Source organism: Sphingomonas flavescens (assembly GCF_030866745.1).
GTDB classification, from domain to species: Bacteria; Pseudomonadota; Alphaproteobacteria; order Sphingomonadales; family Sphingomonadaceae; genus Sphingomicrobium; species Sphingomicrobium flavescens.
On the sequence record NZ_CP133016.1, the window covers coordinates 63475 to 80956 of the forward strand.

Here is a 17482-nt window from a genome sequence, read left to right on the forward strand (position 1 = left end):
CTAAGCCGGCGTGTTGGCGCGCGGCGTGGATTCGGAGCTGGTCAGGGCAAGCGCGATCAGGCCGAACCATAGCGCCAGCGGGAGAACTTCGCCCGTAAGCGAGAGACCGGGAGCCGCCGCGGCGTGAGCTGGGGGCGGCGGTGGGACGTCGCCGGGCTGGGCGGCGGCATTCGCACCACCGAGGGCCGTCGCGCGAGCCGGGCCAAGAACGCTCAGCACCATCCAGGCATTCGGTGCGGGAGAGGGGGCAGCCACCGCCGCGGTCGAGCCGATCAACATCGACAGCGCTGCCGCGATTGCCAACTTTCCGCCTGTCCGCATGATCAACAACTCCACAATCGCCTGCCCGTGTATCGCAGGCTATGGCGCCAAAACACAAGAGGGGTAAGCTTAACGCCGGCGACTGACGAAAGCGTTAAGCGGGGATGCCGAACAGATCGTGCTCGTCCGCTTCCTCGACGTGAACCGCGACGATGGCACCGGGCTCCAGTCCACTTGCGTCGCGCAGGTGCACCTCACCGTCGATTTCCGGTGCGTCGGCCTTGGAGCGGCCGGTCGCGCCACCTTCGTCGTCGACGGCGTCGATGATCACATCGATTATAGAGCCGACCTTCGCTTCGAGCTTTTCCGCCGAGATGCGCGCCGAAACTTCCATCACGCGGCGGTAGCGATCTTCCTTGACGTCCTCGGGGACGTGGTCAGGCAATGCGTTTGCGGATGCACCTTCGACCGGCTCGAACCGGAAGGCGCCGACGCGGTCGAGCCGGGCTTCTTCCAGCCAGCTGATGAGATATTCGAAGTCCTCTTCAGTTTCGCCGGGGAAGCCGACGACGAAGGAGCTGCGGATCGCGATTTCGGGGCAGACCGAGCGCCAGCCGCGGATTCGTTCAAGCACCTTGGCGTCATTCGCCGGGCGGCGCATCGAACGCAGCACCTTGGGGCTGGCATGCTGGAAGGGGATATCGAGGTAGGGCAGGATCAGGCCCTCCGCCATCAGCGGAATCACCTGATCGACGTGCGGGTAGGGATAAACGTAGTGGAGCCGCACCCAAGGAGTCTGTCCGTCGGGCGTGCGCAACATGCCGAGCTCACGCGCCAGGTCCGTCATGTGAGGGCGCACTTCGCGGCCGTGCCACTGGCGGACGTCATTACGGATGTCGACGCCGTAGGCCGAGGTGTCCTGGCTGATGACCAGCAGTTCCTTCGTGCCGGCGGCGATCAGCTTCTCGGCCTCGCGAAGGACGGCGTCGGGGCGGCGGCTGACGAGATCGCCACGCAGCGATGGGATGATGCAGAAGGCGCAGCGGTGATTGCAGCCTTCCGAGATCTTCAGATAGCTGTAGTGGCGCGGCGTCAGCTTGAGTCCGGCCTCCGGCACCAGGTCAATGAACGGCGAGGGGATCGGCGGCGCGGCCTCGTGAACGGCGGCGACAACCTCTTCATATTGGTGCGCGCCGGTGATCGCGAGCACGTTGGGGAAGCGGTTGCGGATGACCTCGGCTTCCTTGCCCATGCAGCCGGTGACGACCACGCGGCCGTTCTCGGCGATGGCCTCGCCGATCGCTTCGAGGCTCTCTTCCTTGGCGCTGTCGAGGAAGCCGCAGGTGTTGACGAGCACGACGTCCGCGCCGGCGTAATCGGGCGACATGTCGTAACCTTCGGAGCGCAGCTTGGTCATGATCCGCTCGCTGTCGACCAGGTTCTTGGGACAGCCGAGCGAGACCAGGCCCACGCGCGGGGGCTTTGGAAGAGTGATTGCGTTCATCGGAAGATCGCCGCCCATATAGGAACTTTCGGGCGAAATCGAGGCCGCCTGGAGCCTAGGCCTGCGCAACGCGCTTTGAGGCTCCAGCGAGCAGCTTGGCGCTGACCGTGATCGGGTTGATCACCGTCGTCGCGCCGGCATGACTGGCAATATCTTCATTATCCTCGGCGCTGATGCTGACCGCGATCGCCAGATCATGCGCCAGTGCGCGTGCGGTGAGCACGATGAGGATCGAGGTGTCATCGCGCCCGGCGGCGGCGACGAGATTGGCGGCGCGTTCCACGTGCACAGCGCTGAGCACGTTGTTGTCGGTCGCATCGCCTTGCACGACCGCCAGCCCCATTTCGCGCGCTACGTCGCAGGCTTCCTCATTGCAGTCGATCGCGACAATCTGGTCGAGTGAAACGCCGTCGTCGAGCAACTGACGGGCAACGGTACTGCCAGTGCGGCCAAAGCCGGCCAGCACCACATGATTGCGCAATGTCCCTTGGATCTTTCGCATTCGGAAGCGCTCCCAGCTCCGTTTGAAGATGATGTCCACGGCGGTGCCGAGAAAGATGAGCCAGATGAACAGCCGGATCGGCGTCAGGAAGAACGCGTCGATAAGCCGAGCCCGCTCTGTTACTGGGACAATGTCGCCATAGCCCACCGTGGTGACCGTGATCATCGTGAAATACATGACGTCGGCGACGCTCATGTGCCCGTCGATATTGTCGCGCAGCCCCGCGCGGTCGAACCACAATGTGCAGAACGCCGCGATAAGCAGGCCAAGCGCAAGCGATGCGCGGAACGTCAGCGTGCGCCAGGGGCTGCCGCCAGCTTTCCTGCTCAGCAGAATCTTGGCCGCGCCCAGTGATGCGTGCGTGCGGTCGTTCATCGCGACCGCAACGGCTGGTGTTGCTCGAAGTTGCTGGTTAAGGCCCGCGGCTTCGGATTTGGAGGTTCTTGCATGCGTATCGCGATGATCGGCACCGGCTACGTCGGACTCGTTTCCGGCGCCTGCTTCGCCGATTTCGGGCACCGTGTCTGCTGTGTTGACAAGAATAGCAGCAAAATCGACGGACTTCATCGCGGGATCATGCCGATCTGGGAGCCTGGTCTGGACGGGCTGGTCAAATCCAATGTCGACCGTGGTCGCCTGACCTTCACCACGGACACCGTGGAGGGGGTCAAGGATGCCGAGGCGGTGTTCATCGCGGTCGGCACCCCGGCCCGTCGCGGCGACGGTCATGCCGATCTGACCTATGTGTTTGAGGCCGTCCGCGAACTGGCAAAGGTCATCAAGCCGGGCACCGTCATCGTCACGAAATCAACGGTGCCGGTGGGAACGGGCGACAAGATCGAGGCGATCCTTCGCGAAGAAGGGGCCACCGACGTCTCGGTGGCGTCGAACCCCGAGTTTTTGCGGGAAGGCGCGGCGATTGCCGACTTCAAGCATCCCGACCGCATCGTCGTGGGGGCGGAGGATGACCGGGCGCAAAACGTGTTGCGCGAAATCTACCGCCCCCTGTTTCTCAACCGCGCGCCGATCCTGATCACCGGGCGACGCACCGCCGAGCTGACGAAATATGCGGCGAACGCGTTCCTGGCGGTGAAGATCAGCTTCATCAACGAGATCGCGGACCTGTGCGAAGCCGTCGACGCCGACGTCCAGGACGTCGCGCGTGGGATTGGCCTCGACAACCGCATCGGCCCTAAATTCCTGCATGCCGGCCCGGGCTACGGCGGCAGCTGCTTCCCGAAAGATACGCTGGCGCTGCTGCAAACCGCCGACGAAGCAGGCGTGGACCAACGGATCGTGCGCACCACTGTCGGCGTGAATGACGACCGCAAGCAGCAGATGGTCGAGCGCGTCCAAAAGGCGCTCGGTGGCGATGTGTCGGGTAAGCGTGTTGCGGTGCTGGGATTGGCGTTCAAACCCAACACCGACGACATGCGCGACGCGCCGTCGATCCCGATCGTGAAAGCACTGCTGGACCGCGGGGCGACGGTCAGTGCGTTCGATCCGGTCGCGCGACACCAGGCGGAGCCGCTGCTGCCCGGGATCGAATTTGCGGACGATGCCTACGCCGCGGCCAAGGGCGCCGACGCCCTCGTCATCGTGACCGAGTGGGACGAATTCCGCGCACTCGACCTGGACCGCGTCGCGGCATCGCTGAACGGCAAGATCCTCGTCGACTTGCGCAACGTTTACGATCGCGCCGACGCGGAGCAGGCAGGGCTGACCTACTACAGCATCGGGCGCGGAAAGCCGGCGTTTCCGGGGGCTTAAGGTCAGTATCGCGGACCGCTTCGCGCGCTATACCGAGCGGTGATGAGAGTGCGCTCGCAAATCCGGAATCGTCGTCGGCCAGCGGTTCCCGCGCCGCACAACGACAACATCGCGGCGCGCCGTGAGAAAGCGTCGGGCCGAAGCTCATTGCTGATCCGCAAGCGGTTCCAATTTGCCGGGGCGCTGCTGCTGGGCGCGCTTATCCCATGGGTAGCGCGGGGACCGCTGCTCCCCGGCAGCATGTTCGAACCCGCGAGCCTTAATACGCTCGTGGGCAATCTCATCGCGGTATTGCTGGCGTTCTGGACGCGCCTGTCCATCGAAACCTATCCCGGTATCCGTCGCAGCGCGGTGATCCTGCCGGCCGCGCTCACCGGGCATGGCGTTGCCGTTGCCTGGTTCGTGCTGACGCGCTTTCCATACGACCGCGTCGGTCTCGCGGCCGGGTTCCTGCTGCACGTTAGCTGGCTCTACGTTCTGTACATTTTTGCCGAACGGAAAATTCGCCGACGGATTGCGATCGTGCCGTTCGGCAGCGTCGAAACGTTGCTTGCGATTGATGGCGTCGATTGGCGGATGCTGAAGCGGCCCAACCTCCACGATGCGCGGGCGTGCCACGCACTGGTTGCCGATTTCAGCGCCAAGCTGCCGGACGAATGGGAAGCTTTTTTGGCCGATGCCGCGCTCGCCGGTCGCATCGTCTATCAGGTCAAGCAATTGTCGGAATCGCTGACCGGCAAGGTCGAGCTTGAACATCTGTCCGAGAACAGCTTCGGATCGCTTCTGCCGGCGCGCGGATACTTTTATCTCAAGTCGTTGCTGGACGGGATATTCGCGCTCGCCGTTCTGCCGATTGTCGTTCCGCTCATGCTTGCTATCGGCCTGGTGATCAGGCTCGACAGTGCAGGACCGGCGCTTTTCCGGCAGCGGCGCATCGGTCATGCCGGTCAGCCGATCACGATCTACAAGTTCCGCACGATGCGCACGGTGGGCGTGACAGGCGACCGGCAGCAGCTGATCACCAATGCCGCGGACGATCGCATAACCCGCGTCGGCCGAGTGCTGCGCACGCTGCGGATCGACGAACTGCCGCAGATCATCAATATCCTGAAGTGGGAAATGAGCTGGATTGGGCCGCGGCCTGAGGCCGGCTTGCTCTCGGACTGGTACACGAAGGAAATTCCCTTCTACCGGTACCGGCATGTCGTGAAGCCTGGCATCAGTGGCTGGGCTCAGGTCAACCAGGGGCACGTCGACACGGTAGAGGACGTGCATCGCAAGCTGCAGTACGACTTTTACTACATCAAATACTTTTCCCCTTGGCTCGACGTGCTGATCGTTTTCCGTACGATCAAGACGATGCTGACAGGCTGGGGTGCGAAATAGGCTTCCAGTTCCACTCCCTAGGGAAGCTTTCCACGCGGCGAGTAACGATAAACCATATGGCCCAGATTGCCGCGCCGCCGATCAGATCCACAACGTAATGACCCCCGTAGAAGAGGGTGCCGGGCATCATGCAGGCAAACCACAGCAGTGCGACAGAGCGCATGACCGGCCGCGTGCGCCACATTGCGACGACCAGCAGTCCGACAATGGTGTGGAACGAGGGGAAGGAGATGACGCCGTCGATCGCGCGCATTTGCAGGACCGGCGCTGCTCCCTGGTAGAATTCGTCGAAATGCGCCCAGAAGCCGCGCATCGCGCTGTCCGGAAGCAGCGCGAAGAAGGCTTTCGTTCCCCAAAGGCCCGCGCCTTTCGCAGGAAGGAAGGTAGCTACAAGACAGACGGTGAGCAGCGTGGCGACGAAGCAGGCGCTAGCCCGCCATGCTTCGACCCGGTCGCCGAGGAAGCTGAGAGCTAGCAGGCTTCCGAAGAAAATCTGCAACGTGTAATCATAGGCCGGCCACGTGATGGTGAATACGTCCGGTCCAAGACGCGCCATCTGTGTCGCAAGGTCGATGGTGTCCACACCAATCGCATGATCCATCCGGTGGAACATGCCGTCCGCGAGGGGGAAGTGGAGCGGCAGGGTCAGCATCGCCAGGGCGCCACAGGCCATTCCGCCCAACGCTGCAATGGCAACGGTGCCGAGCGCGTCGGCGATGCGGTGATGACCCGCCTGGTTCCACCACATACGTGAGACGAGCATCAGCGCCGCTAGTATCCAGCCCAAGACGTAGGTCCCACCCGGATCCAGCGATACGTCAACCTGCGTGTAGACCAGCAGCGCGAAGATGACGCTGGCGACTACGGCGGCAACGCCGCAAGCGCGGAGGCGAGTGACGACGGCGTGGTCGTTGGAGGCGGCCGAAATGGATGCATTGGCGGCGATCGGAGCTTCCGATCGGCCTGCTCCTTCCCAAGACCCCGATGACGCCACCCGGAACACCTACGCCTCGCTTACCAGGGCTCTGCGCGGAGCCCGATACCCGGCATTGGCGATCGCCATGCCTCCGGTGGTCGTGCCTAAGGCCGAAACCTGAAGATTTAGCTGATGCTGCCTTGATGCGTTTTCGGTGCGGTCTCGCGCAGTAGGAGCATGACCGGAAGTACCGCGATCGCGACGATGGCGATCATCAGACCTGGCGCGCTGGTCCAGCCGGTTCGTTCGACGACAAGTTGCGCGACGTAGGGCGTGAGCCCGCCGAAAATTGCGGTCGCCATGGTGGCACCGAGGGCGAGGCCGGTAATTCGCCCCTCCCCCGGAAATTGCTCGGCGGTAGCGACAGCGCCGACCGCACTGACCGCTCCGGCGAGGAGAGCGAGCACCAGCGCACCGGCCAGGGCGTGATTCGCCGTGCCGCCGGCCATCAGAGTGAACATCGTCGCGGGCAAGGCGGCGCTTCCAAGGCACAAAGTAACCAGCACTGGCTTGCGGCCGATGTGGTCGCTTAGCAGGCCGATCAGCGGCGTAACCAGGATCACCGCGACGGCCGCAATGGTAGACAACCACAGACTCTCACGCTCGCCCAGGTTTCCGGCCGATGTCAGAAACGACGGGACGTAAGTGATCCCGACGTAATAGGTGATCGACCCCAGTGCCGAGATCGCAAAACCTCGGGCAATCCCGGCGCGATGATGGCGGAGGGCGTGGCGGAACGGCAATTCGGGGACGGTTCCGGCTGCCTGCTGCCGAACGAACTCGGGACTTTCGTGCATCGTGGAGCGGGCGATCCAGACCGACGCGGCGAGGGCCGCGCCGACGAGGAACGGAATGCGCCAGCCCCAGTCGTCGAGCTTCGCAGCGGGCATCAGGCTGACGGTCAGCGCGGAGATGCCGACGGCGAGCAGGGCGCCCACTTCGCTGGCGGCGGAGGCCGAAGAGGCGATCAGGCCGCGGCGGTGTCTGGGGGCGCCTTCCAAAAGGTAGGCGACGACGCCGGTATACTCACCCCCGACCGAGAAACCCATAACGCACCGCAAGAGCAGCAGCAGCCAGCCTGCGGCAGGTCCGACCATGGCGTGGGTCGGAAGCAGGGCAGTGACAAGCATCGCCGCGGTCATCAGGGCGACCGACAGCAGCATCATGTGCCGGCGTCCGTACTTGTCGCCAATGTGGCTGAAGAACAAGGCACCGATCGGGCGCATTAGATAGGCGATGGCAAAGCCGCCGAGCGTCAACAGCAGGGAGCCGCTGCCGCCGCCGTAGAAGACCCGGGAAAGGACCGTCGCGAAGTAGAGATAAAGGGTGAAGTCATACCATTCGACGATGGTCGAGAACGCCGCCACCGCCAGGGAATGGGGCGGCAGGACTGGCGTTTCGCTAGGTCGCATCGGGGCATCATCGGTGCCGTTTGCATTTCGTCAACTTCTGTAGCGGAACATTCGCATCGGTATGGAACGGTGGCAGTTGGACAATAAGGGGGTCGCCGCATGAAATATTTTGGCACCAAAGGTACCGTCGCCTCGGACGAAGATCGCGTCGCGCTCGATCGTCTCGCGGCCATCGCCAGCCGTTACCGGACGGAGCCGTCGGCCGACGCCGAACTTCCGCTCGATTTCAACGACGTGGAGGCGGAGCCCGACACCCGGCAATGAGCCGCGCCGCCGCGCTGCTCATTTTGCTCGCTGCCGGCGGTTGCAACGGGCGCACCGATCGCCATGCCCGGGGTTCAGTGACCGTACGCCTGCCGGCGGCGCGCCCGGCAGTGTCGGAACCCGGCTTCTCCTTCTCGAACTCGACCGCCAACGCGGCGGATCAGGGCGCCGTCGAGCGGCATTGAACGATCGCGCCGAGCCGCCGGGCATCCTCGACCACGGCTTCGACCGCTTCGCGCGTCCGGCTGTCCAGTTGCGGCGCATGCTGCCCGATCGCCGCTGCAATGGCCTCGAGCGCGGCGACCTGCTGCGGCAGCATCGCCGGTAGCGGGTTCGCCGCGCCGGCATCACGGGACCAGGTGATCGCGTCCGCGACATAGCCGGCGATCATGTCGATCGCGCTCAGCTCATCCTTGACCGGCCCGGTCAGCCGGCGGTGGTAGATGGCGAAGGTGCCGAGCACCTTGCCGCGGGCGTCGCGGATCGGCGTCGACCAGCAGGCCCTGAGGCCATGCGGCAGCGCGAAATCCTTATAAGCCGCCCAGCGCGGGTCGGTGGCGATATCGGCTACATAGACTGGCTGGCCCGAGTAAGCCGCGGTGCCGCAGGAGCCCGTGGACGGTCCGATCTCCAGGCCATCGATCGCCTCGCGATAGACCTGCGGCAGGCTGGGCGCCGCGCCATGCGTCAGCCGCTTGCCATCCTCGCTGAGGATCAGCACCGAGGTCAGGATCTCGCTGTCCGACATCGCCTCGACGGTCAGCAGGTGCCGGTCGAGAATATGTTCGAGGCTGTCGCCCCGCTCGAGCTCGGCGACGACATCGCTCTGGCGAAGGTCGAGCGCCTTGTGCAGTCCGGCAGCGAAAGTCATCGGCGGCTCCTGCTCTTGAAGCGCGGCAAATAGCACGAACCGCGCGCCGGCTGAATTAAGGCGGCATGACCTAAAGGACTAGCAACCCGGGCGCGGCCGACGCTGTTCAGCAACCGAGCAGATGGTGAGGCAGCCAATGACCGAAACGAAACGATGGTGGTGGGTCGCAGTGGCGGCAATCCTGGTGGTGTTCGGTTATTCGGTCTTCGCCAACGTAAAATCCGGTGACCGGAGCCACCATTCGGCAAGGCTGACCCGTTAGTCAGTGTTGCTCGCGCGCGCCTCTGTAGGACGGTGGAGATTTTTGGGGCTCGGGTTCCGGGTAAGTGACCTCCCATTCCAGTTCATCGAGGCGGGACGCGATATAATCGGCGATTTCGCGCCGAGGGTCCGGCGCCAGCATCGGGTCATGGCGCTTGAGCGCCTTCAATTGCTCGTAATTCGGGTCGGTGCCCCACAGCCGATCGGGCGTCGATCGCAGCCAGCCGCGGATGACGATGGCGAGCTGCTTACCCGCAATGGCGATTCGAGACGACATGCGCCGATAGTATGCCCACGAGAACATTTGGGGAACGGAGAATCGGCAGTGGTGTCTGCTTTCGACCCATTGCAGACAGTGGAGGAGCCTCCGCGAGGCCCGAACTCTTCTGCGCGCCTTCGATGGCCGAATGCCACAGGGGAGCCGGGCCTCTGCGTTGAATAGTCACGCAGACGCCTGATTTGCCTCGCTTTTCATAATCTTGGGAAAGATTGATCCGCCCGAAAGTGCCAGCGTGTCCGCGAAAAGGGGAGCACTAGTTATGGGCGTTATCCAAGGTACCGAAGGTCCGGACATTCTGGATTACAGCATCACGGGCGACACGACCTTCGACCTGGGCGCGGGCAACGACAATGCAACTATAGGGACTATTTCTGGCGTGGTCGCCACGGTGACCACGGGAAGCGGCAGTGACCTGATCAATGCTCGATTGCACGGCGGCGGTCTGTTCGTTTTAACCGACTTCCAGCCTGGGCCGGGCGGCGATTCCTTCGCGTTTTGGGACTTTTTCTATCGCTTTGGGCAGACTGCGCAGTGGTGGTTTCCCGTCGACCGATCGAGCGTGGTCCAAGTAACGAATCCATTTGGAGCAAATCTCGCGCGGCTTCAGGACGGTCCAAACGGGGCTGTTCTGCAGCTACGGCTAAATACTTCTTCCGACTGGATTACAGCCGCTACCTTCAACGGCACGGTCGCATCGCAATTCACCGCAAACAACTTCCTTGGCTGGGCGCCAGACGGAAGTGCAACAGCAAGCAGCGTTCTCAATCTCGTGGAACGCCAAGGCTACCAAATCGGATTGCTGACAGACACATACGGCGACGATGTGATCTACGGGACCGACCAAGGCGGCTGGATCAATTCGTCTTTCGGTAACGATACAATCTATCTCGGCGGCGGCGACGATCACATTTTCGCTGGACCAGCCGGACTTAAAACGATTTTCGGGGGTGATGGCAACGACGAGATAATGATTGGCGGCTACAATTTTATTGGCAACAATTACAATACTTTAGATCAATTCGGCGTCCGAGGCATCGTGCATGGCGGGAACGGCAACGATGAAATCGGCGCCGGCGGCACTCTCAATCCAAATGAACTCTACGGGGATGCGGGAAACGACATCATCGCCGGTGGCAATGGCGATGATTATCTCGACGGAGGTGAGGGTGACGATGACGTAAAGGGCGGTCCCGGTGCCGACCTTCTCCATGGCGGCAGCGGCAATGATGTACTTCGCGGCGCCTATGTTGACGTTCAATCACCCGAGGATGCAGGCGGTTTCGACACCGCGACCTATTTCGACAGCCCGTCAGGGATAGTGATCAACCTGAGCAACACGGCGCAGACGGTCCAGGGTCAGACAATTGCGGCATCAACTGGGCTCGACGGTTTTGGGAACACAGATACTTTCAGCCGGGTCGAAGGAATCGTCGGATCCGCCTTCAACGACGTAATCGTCGGCGGCACCGACATGGCGAATGTGCTTGAGGGTGGTGCCGGCGACGACACCCTCTACGACATGGGGGTGCCGAAAGACTCCTTGGCGCTGACGTTCAAAGCGACGAGCGGGATCGTGGATGGGCAGGCGGCGACCTTCCGGGTCGACGTCAACGGGCAGACCGTCGCCACATTCACGATCCAGCCAACGTTCGCGAACAATTACAGCAACTGGGCGGTTACCCAGTATTTCACCGTGCAGCTACCCGCCGACCTCGCGGTCAGCTCCATCAAGATCTACCACCTCAACGACGTTGAAGGCAGTCCGCAAGGTAACAAGGACCTGTGGCTGGATCTCGTCACCCTCGACGGCTTCAAGCTGGGCGGCGGGAACTCCACCTATACGCCCGATGGGCGCGCGCCGGAGCCGTTCAACGGCGGATTGTACCTCGGCGGCGTCGCGAGCCTCGACATGACTAGCTACAATTCGATCATTCCCGATCACGATCAGCTCTCGGGAGGCGACGGCAACGACAAGCTGTATGGCGCGGCTGGTGACGATCTGTTGATCGGCGGCAGCGGCATCGATTTGCTAACGGGTGGTTCTGGCCGGGACATCTTCAAGGATACCGCCGCCGGGCTGAACGGCGATACAATCACCGACTTTGGCATCGGCGACAAGATTGTCATCACCGATGCGACGCTCGCTGGTTTCAGCTTCAGCCTGTCCGGAAATACACTGTATTTTACCGGCGGTTCGATCACCTTGAGCGAAGTGCCAGCGCACGGCCTTACTGCGACTGCCTTTGCAGGAGGCGGAGTTCAGCTGGAGATCAATGAGAACACGCCCGCGGCCCACGCAGGAGACTTCAACGGCGACGGCTTCGACGATGTTCTGTTGCACAGCGATACCGGTGCGATGTCGACCTGGCTCACAGGGGCAAGTGGTTCGTTGACGCCGGCTTGGGGAACGACGGTTTCGCTCGACTGGAAGATCGCGGGGACGGGCGACTTCAACGGTGACGGTAAGAGCGACGTGCTCTGGCGCAGCGACGCTGGCGGGCTGGCGAACTGGCAAGGCGCATCGAACGGCGGCTTCACGCCGGTTTGGGGTACCACGCTGGCGACCGAATGGAAGGTGGTCGGCACTGGCGACTTCAACGGTGACGGCAAGGACGACATCCTGTGGCGGAGCACGAGCGGTGCGCTCGCCGACTGGCTTGGCTCTGCCAACGGCGGCTTCAGCCCGGGCTGGGGCACCAGCGTCGATACCTCGTGGAAGGTGGCAGGCACTGGCGACTTCAACGGTGACGGCAAGGACGACATCCTGTGGCGAAGCAGCGGTGGCGAGTTGGCGACCTGGCTTGGTGCAGCGAACGGCGGCTTCACGCCCACGTGGGGAACTACGCTCGCAACGGACTGGAACGTGGTCGGCACCGGCGACTTCGACGGCGACGGTCGCTCGGACGTACTCTGGCGCAGCGACGCTGGTGCGGTCGCTCAGTGGCTCGGAGCGCCAAATGGCGGCTTCACGCCGACCTGGGGCACCAATGTCGCCGCAAACCTGCACGCAGTCAGCATCGGCGACTTCAACAACGATGGCCGTGACGATGTCCTTTGGCAGAGCGACAGCAATCAACTGAGCCAATGGCTTGGTGCGGCTAGCGGCGGGTTTGCGAGCAGCACGACCGTTTCGAGCTCTGTGCCGGCCGGATGGCACGTGCAGCCGGAAGCTATCTTCTGAGGCGAAGGCGGTGCGGTGCGTCAGCCGTCCGGAAGCTATAGTTTTTCGACGATCGATGACCGCTTTCCATCCATTGCGGACGGCAGCGATGTTAGAGGTTTGCCGGGGCTCGCCACCGCCTCTTCTCTTGCAATGCTGGAAGCTCACGCTCGTCGTCGGACTTCGCCGCTGGACCTAAGAAGTGGGCCCCGGATCCGGGGTGACGTCAGGCGTCGATCGCATCCTCATCGACCGCAGCCGCTGAGCGCTGGATGAAATCGAACCGCTTGGCCGGATCGCGTCCCATCAGCTCGTCGACCAAGTCCTTCACCGGCTGGCGGTCTTCATAAGCGGCCGGCAGCGTCACGCGCAGCATGGACCGCGTCTTCGGGTCCATGGTGGTTTCCTTGAGCTGGTTTGGGTTCATCTCGCCGAGGCCCTTGAAGCGGCTGACCTCGACCTTCTTGCCCTTGAACTCGGTGGCTTCGAGCTCGGTGCGGTGGGCGTCGTCGCGGGCGTATAGCGTCTTCGCGTCCGCGGTCAGGCGGTAGAGCGGCGGCTGGGCGAGGAACAGGTGGCCGCGGCGGACGAGCTCGGGCATTTCCTGGAAGAAGAAAGTCATCAGCAGGGTCGCGATGTGGGCGCCGTCGACGTCGGCGTCCGTCATGATGACGATGCGTTCGTAGCGGAGCGCTTCCTCGTTGAACTTGTCCTTCGTGCCGCAGCCGAGCGCGAGGTTGAGGTCCGCGATCTCGCTGTTGGCGCGGATCTTTTCCGCGGTGGCGCTGGCGACGTTGAGGATCTTGCCGCGGATGGGGAGGATGGCCTGCGTCTTGCGGTCGCGCGCCTGCTTGGCGGAGCCGCCGGCGCTGTCGCCTTCGACGATGAAGAGCTCGGTACCTTCGGGATCGTCCGACGAGCAGTCGGTGAGCTTGCCGGGGAGGCGGAGCTTGCGGGCGCTGGTGGCGGTTTTGCGCTGGACCTCGCGCTCGGCGCGGCGGCGCAGGCGTTCTTCCATTCGCTCGACGATCGAGCCGAGCAAAGCGCGGCCGCGGTCCATGTTGTCGGCGAGATAATGGTCGAAATGGTCGCGGACGGCGGCCTCGACGAAGCGGGCGGCCTCCAGGCTGGTGAGCCGGTCCTTGGTCTGGCTCTGGAAATGCGGGTTGCGGATGAACACCGAGAGCATGAGCTCGACGCCGTTGAAGACGTCGTCGGCGGTGATGTCCTTGGCCTTCTTGTTGCCGACGAGCTCGCCGAAGCCGCGGATGCCCTTGGTCAAAGCGGCGCGCAGGCCAGCCTCGTGGGTGCCGCCGTCGGGGGTCGGGATGGTGTTGCAGTAATAGCTTTCGGAGCCGTCGGAATAGAGCGGCCACGCGACCGCCCATTCGGCGCTGCCCTGTGGCTTGCCGTCGGGGTCGGCGGGGAAATCCTGGCGGCCGGTGAAGGGCTGGTTGGTGACGGCGGGGCGGTCGCCGAGCTGCTCGGCGAGATTGTCGGCCAGGCCGCCGGGGAAGTGGAAAACGGCGGTCTCGGGAACTTTGTCGGACGCGAGGCTGGGGTCGCAGCGCCAGCGGATCTCGACGCCGGCGAAGAGGTAGGCCTTGGAGCGGGCGAGCTTGTAGAGACGCTCGGCGGAGAAGCGGGCGTCGGCGCCAAAGATCTCCGCATCGGGGGTGAAGATGACGGTGGTGCCGCGGCGGTTGGGGGCGGCGCCGACTTCCTCGAGCTTGGAGGTGGCGAGGCCGCGGGCGAAGGACTGTCGGTAGAGTTTCTTGTCGCGCGCGACTTCGATGATCGTCTCAGTCGAGAGCGCGTTGACGACGCTGACGCCGACGCCGTGGAGGCCGCCGGAGGTGCTGTACGCCTTGCCCTCGAACTTACCGCCAGAGTGGAGGGTGGTCATGATGACTTCGAGCGCGGACTTGCCGGGATATTTGGGGTGCGGGTCGACGGGAATGCCGCGGCCGTTGTCGGTGACGGTCAGGCGCCCGGCGGCGCCGGGGGCGGGATCCAGCGTGACCTCGATGCGGTTGGCGAAGCCGGCGACGGCCTCGTCCATACTATTGTCGATGACCTCGGCGGCGAGATGGTGAAGCGCGCGGTCGTCGGTGCCACCGATGTACATGCCGGGGCGGCGGCGGACGGGCTCCAGGCCTTCGAGGACTTCGATGGCGGAGGCGTCATAGCTTTCGGGCGCTGCAGCGGCGGCGTTGGAGGCGAACAGATCGGACATTTGGGTGACGGTATAGGACCGCGTTTTCCGCCGTGCCAAGCGAGTGGCGGGACGTTTTCCACAGCCTTCTTGGCGCTTGCAATGGCTGCTCGCACGTGCTGCGATCCACCATGCTCGGGGGCGAAAAAGGGGGAATTCTGTGAAATACGTAATCGCGTTATGCGCCACCATACTTTGCGCGCCGGCGGCGGCAGCGGGTATCACTTATGACTGCGATACCGCGGCAAACCATTTTTCGGAACTCGTGCTGCCTGCGCCCGGCGGATCCTTCACAGTTAGCGGCAACGTGCAATTGCTCACGATTGCAGAGGTTTCGAAGTACGCCCCGATCGCTCGTGTCCAGGTCACTTCGCCATCCCAGCCCGGACAACCCGCCGCAAATGTGGTCGGGGTATCCCTCGCAGTGCTTCCGGCTGGTGCGGAGGAGACTCGTGCCGGTGCGCCAGCGCTTCAAATGGTCAGCTTTCAAGCAAGTGGACACAAGGACGAGGCGCTCGCACAATCGATGCTCATTAAGCCGGGCACACCCCAGTCTTTCAGGCTCAGATTTGATGGAGCAAATGTAGCCGCGACAATTGGCTCTGAGACTAGGTTCTATCCGATGAAGGCGGCTGACCCAGTTGTGCGGCTCATCTGTTCCACGGGCGAGTTCCTCTTCACCAATGTCACGCTGCAGCCGATCAAGTAGGGGCGGGTGACAGGCTGTTCTCACAGGTCTTGAAACCCGCAAACCCGTTTCCAAATCAGCGGTGCCGGACGCTCAGGAGAGGTTCGGTGACGGGGTCGCGGAACTCCGGGCCCCGCCTTGCTCAACATGAGGAGGTTACCGCTATGCGTAGTGCTTTCGATTTTGCGCCGTTCCGGCGTTCCACCGTCGGGTTCGACCGGCTGTTCGACATGCTCGAAAATTCCAATGCGGCGCAGGGACAGGAAAATTACCCGCCGTTCGACCTCATCCGCCTAAGCGACAACGATTACCGGATCGAGCTGGCGGTGGCCGGCTTCAAGCCCGACGAGATCGACATCACCGCGCAGCAGAACGTGCTGCTGGTGACGGGCCGTAAGAAGGAAGAGGGCGGCGAAAAGGATAACAATTACATCTACCGCGGAATCGCGACGCGTTCGTTCGAGCGGCGGTTCGCGCTGGCCGACCATATCCAGGTCAAGGGCGCCGACATGAAGGACGGCCTGCTGGCGATCGAGCTGGTGCGCGAGATCCCCGAGGCGATGAAGCCGCGGAAGATCAACATCGGCGATCAGCAGCCGGCGATCGAGGCGGAGAAGGCGGACGCCTGAACCGCTGTTGCCTAGGTAACAGGAACCCCGGCGAGCGCTGAGCCTGCCGGGGCTTTTTCGTTGCGGGATCCGGCTGCCTACTGCATCCGGAATATGACGTGGTTGTAGTAGTAGCTGGGGACCTTCGTGCCGTCGGCAAGCTCGGCCGGCTCAAGCCGAGCCCGGCGCATGACGACGTCACACACAACCTTGTCGAACGATTTTTCCTTGAAGCGGCTGACGACGGTGCACTTGGTTGGACGGCCGGCGGCGTCGACCAATAGCCGCAGCTTGATGTCCGCCTCATCGCCCGTCCGCCGCATCGCTTCCGGATAGTCGCTCGGCGAGAACCAGCTTCGCACATTGATTGGCCAGACGGGGCGGACGATTTGATCGTCGAGATCGGGGTCGATGCCCCAATCGCGCAGGGAATCGCGGCTGCATTTGTCGAAGGCCTTCATGGCCGGGCCCAAGGACCCGGTCTGGAGGATCACAGGCCGGCTTTTCCGCGGTACGATCTGGATCGCCGACGTGCTGTCCGCGAAGGATTGCTCGGCGGCCTTGATTTGCGCGATCTCTGCAAGGTCGAGCGGTGGTGGCCGAACGCCCTTCCTCGCGCCTTTGGCCTTTTCCTCTTTCTCAAGCCGTTCGATGACGTCGTCTGGCAACAACGATATGTGCGACCACAGCACCACGGGGCCTTTGGGCGACTGCGCCGTATTGCCTTTTTGCGGTTCGCCCCGTGCCGGAAGAAAGCTTGCGGGGACTTGCTCGGATCCCGTGGACATCGGCTAGCCGAGGACGATCATGTCCATGCGGCCGGGAACTTCGCTCTCGAAGCCGAGCACGACTTTGTTATCGCCGGTCCCAAATTCTCGATTAAGGCGGCAGCTGTTTTCCGCGTAGTTAACTTCCCAGGGCGTCGACGGCGTCAGACGAAAGGGTTCCGCGGCGCCGGTTAGCAGCGGCATTGCCGCGATGACTGGAAACAAAGCGGCGGTCCGCATGGCTCAACTCCCATTTACCCGAGCAGTGGAAACTTAGCCTGATCGAAAGGTAAGGGAAGAGGCGCATTCTCCCAAGTGAAAGCCCGGCAAGCGAGCGCCTGCCGGGCGGTCCATCACCAAAGTCGAGTTGCGGCAATTTCCAATTTGCCGAGCGAAATCAGCAGCTCGTCGCCGAGATCCGCCAGCGTCTCATCGAGATTATCGTTGGCGTGATCGAAAGGCGGTGCCGCTTCGTAGAGTGTCTCAATGGCCCATTCGCCGACGATGTCGGGGAAGGCCGGATCCATCAGCAAATGTCTCATCGTCTCATTCCACGT

Annotated in this window: 19 protein-coding genes; 8 read left to right on the forward strand and 11 right to left on the reverse strand. The window is 63.1% G+C overall.

The genetic code is table 11. The features are described from left to right. The 3 genes from QU596_RS00350 to QU596_RS00360 all read right to left on the reverse strand — a co-directional run bounded on the left by QU596_RS00350 (position 1) and on the right by QU596_RS00360 (position 2642). The gene (locus QU596_RS00350) at positions 1–303 is read right to left on the reverse strand and encodes a hypothetical protein (RefSeq protein ID WP_308516291.1); all 303 of its coding nucleotides are present in this window, start codon (positions 301–303) and stop codon (positions 1–3) included. A gap of 112 nt (positions 304–415) precedes the next feature. Beyond that, positions 416–1765 carry a 30S ribosomal protein S12 methylthiotransferase RimO gene (gene rimO / locus QU596_RS00355; protein ID WP_308516292.1) on the reverse strand — a complete coding sequence of 450 codons (1350 nt, stop codon included), beginning with the start codon at positions 1763–1765 and terminating at the stop codon, positions 416–418. 55 nt (positions 1766–1820) lie between these two features. Further along, the gene (locus tag QU596_RS00360; RefSeq protein WP_308516293.1) at positions 1821–2642 is read right to left on the reverse strand and encodes a potassium channel family protein; all 822 of its coding nucleotides are present in this window, start codon (positions 2640–2642) and stop codon (positions 1821–1823) included. A gap of 72 nt (positions 2643–2714) precedes the next feature. Here QU596_RS00360 and QU596_RS00365 point away from each other — a divergent pair, with 72 nt between their 5' ends. Then, positions 2715–4037, forward strand: a complete 1323-nt coding sequence (locus QU596_RS00365; protein ID WP_308516294.1) for a UDP-glucose dehydrogenase family protein — start codon at positions 2715–2717, stop codon at positions 4035–4037. 42 nt (positions 4038–4079) lie between these two features. Further along, positions 4080–5423, forward strand: coding sequence for a sugar transferase (locus tag QU596_RS00370; protein WP_308516295.1), 1344 nt, complete (start codon positions 4080–4082; stop codon positions 5421–5423). Here QU596_RS00370 and QU596_RS00375 read toward each other — a convergent pair. Both QU596_RS00375 and QU596_RS00380 read right to left on the reverse strand, forming a co-directional pair. Beyond that, the gene (locus QU596_RS00375) at positions 5389–6417 is read right to left on the reverse strand and encodes a phosphatase PAP2 family protein (RefSeq protein WP_308516297.1); all 1029 of its coding nucleotides are present in this window, start codon (positions 6415–6417) and stop codon (positions 5389–5391) included. The genes QU596_RS00370 and QU596_RS00375 overlap by 35 nt on opposite strands. A 107-nt stretch (positions 6418–6524) precedes the next feature. Next, a complete protein-coding gene (locus QU596_RS00380; protein ID WP_308516298.1) occupies positions 6525–7811 on the reverse strand; it encodes an MFS transporter in 1287 nt (428 codons plus the stop codon). Between the two features lie 99 nt (positions 7812–7910). On the opposite strand from QU596_RS00380, the gene QU596_RS00385 reads away from it, so the two are divergent. Then, positions 7911–8075: a hypothetical protein gene (locus QU596_RS00385; RefSeq protein WP_308516299.1), complete on the forward strand. Its 165-nt coding sequence runs from the start codon at positions 7911–7913 to the stop codon at positions 8073–8075. Then, positions 8072–8260 carry a hypothetical protein gene (locus QU596_RS00390; RefSeq protein ID WP_308516300.1) on the forward strand — a complete coding sequence of 63 codons (189 nt, stop codon included), beginning with the start codon at positions 8072–8074 and terminating at the stop codon, positions 8258–8260. Before QU596_RS00385 ends, QU596_RS00390 begins: the two co-directional genes overlap by 4 nt. Here QU596_RS00390 and QU596_RS00395 read toward each other — a convergent pair. Continuing rightward, positions 8236–8946 (reverse strand): GAF domain-containing protein, encoded by a 711-nt coding sequence (locus QU596_RS00395; protein ID WP_308516301.1) that lies wholly within the window; start codon positions 8944–8946, stop codon positions 8236–8238. The genes QU596_RS00390 and QU596_RS00395 overlap by 25 nt on opposite strands. A 136-nt stretch (positions 8947–9082) precedes the next feature. Here QU596_RS00395 and QU596_RS00400 point away from each other — a divergent pair, with 136 nt between their 5' ends. Then, positions 9083–9208, forward strand: coding sequence for a hypothetical protein (locus QU596_RS00400; protein WP_308516302.1), 126 nt, complete (start codon positions 9083–9085; stop codon positions 9206–9208). On the opposite strand, the gene QU596_RS00405 is transcribed toward QU596_RS00400, so the two are convergent. Continuing rightward, on the reverse strand, positions 9209–9484 hold the full coding sequence (locus QU596_RS00405) for a hypothetical protein (protein WP_308516303.1): 276 nt from the start codon (positions 9482–9484) through the stop codon (positions 9209–9211). Positions 9485–9746: 262 nt separating this feature from the next. On the opposite strand from QU596_RS00405, the gene QU596_RS00410 reads away from it, so the two are divergent. Further along, on the forward strand, positions 9747–12668 hold the full coding sequence (locus tag QU596_RS00410; RefSeq protein WP_308516304.1) for an FG-GAP-like repeat-containing protein: 2922 nt from the start codon (positions 9747–9749) through the stop codon (positions 12666–12668). Positions 12669–12873: 205 nt separating this feature from the next. Here the strand turns inward: QU596_RS00410 and parE are convergent, their stop codons facing one another. After that, positions 12874–14883: a DNA topoisomerase IV subunit B gene (gene parE, locus QU596_RS00415; protein ID WP_308516305.1), complete on the reverse strand. Its 2010-nt coding sequence runs from the start codon at positions 14881–14883 to the stop codon at positions 12874–12876. A gap of 139 nt (positions 14884–15022) precedes the next feature. On the opposite strand from parE, the gene QU596_RS00420 reads away from it, so the two are divergent. Further along, entirely contained in the window at positions 15023–15571 is a 549-nt protein-coding gene (locus QU596_RS00420; protein WP_308516307.1) for a hypothetical protein, read from the forward strand. Positions 15572–15714: 143 nt separating this feature from the next. Beyond that, the gene (locus QU596_RS00425; RefSeq protein WP_308516309.1) at positions 15715–16179 is read left to right on the forward strand and encodes an Hsp20 family protein; all 465 of its coding nucleotides are present in this window, start codon (positions 15715–15717) and stop codon (positions 16177–16179) included. 77 nt (positions 16180–16256) lie between these two features. On the opposite strand, the gene QU596_RS00430 is transcribed toward QU596_RS00425, so the two are convergent. From QU596_RS00430 to QU596_RS00440, 3 genes are all read right to left on the reverse strand, one after another. After that, positions 16257–16946: an energy transducer TonB gene (locus tag QU596_RS00430; RefSeq protein WP_308516310.1), complete on the reverse strand. Its 690-nt coding sequence runs from the start codon at positions 16944–16946 to the stop codon at positions 16257–16259. A gap of 3 nt (positions 16947–16949) precedes the next feature. Then, positions 16950–17165 (reverse strand): hypothetical protein, encoded by a 216-nt coding sequence (locus tag QU596_RS00435; protein ID WP_308516312.1) that lies wholly within the window; start codon positions 17163–17165, stop codon positions 16950–16952. Positions 17166–17278: 113 nt separating this feature from the next. After that, entirely contained in the window at positions 17279–17467 is a 189-nt protein-coding gene (locus QU596_RS00440; RefSeq protein WP_308516313.1) for a hypothetical protein, read from the reverse strand. Between the last annotated feature and the right edge of the window lie 15 nt (positions 17468–17482).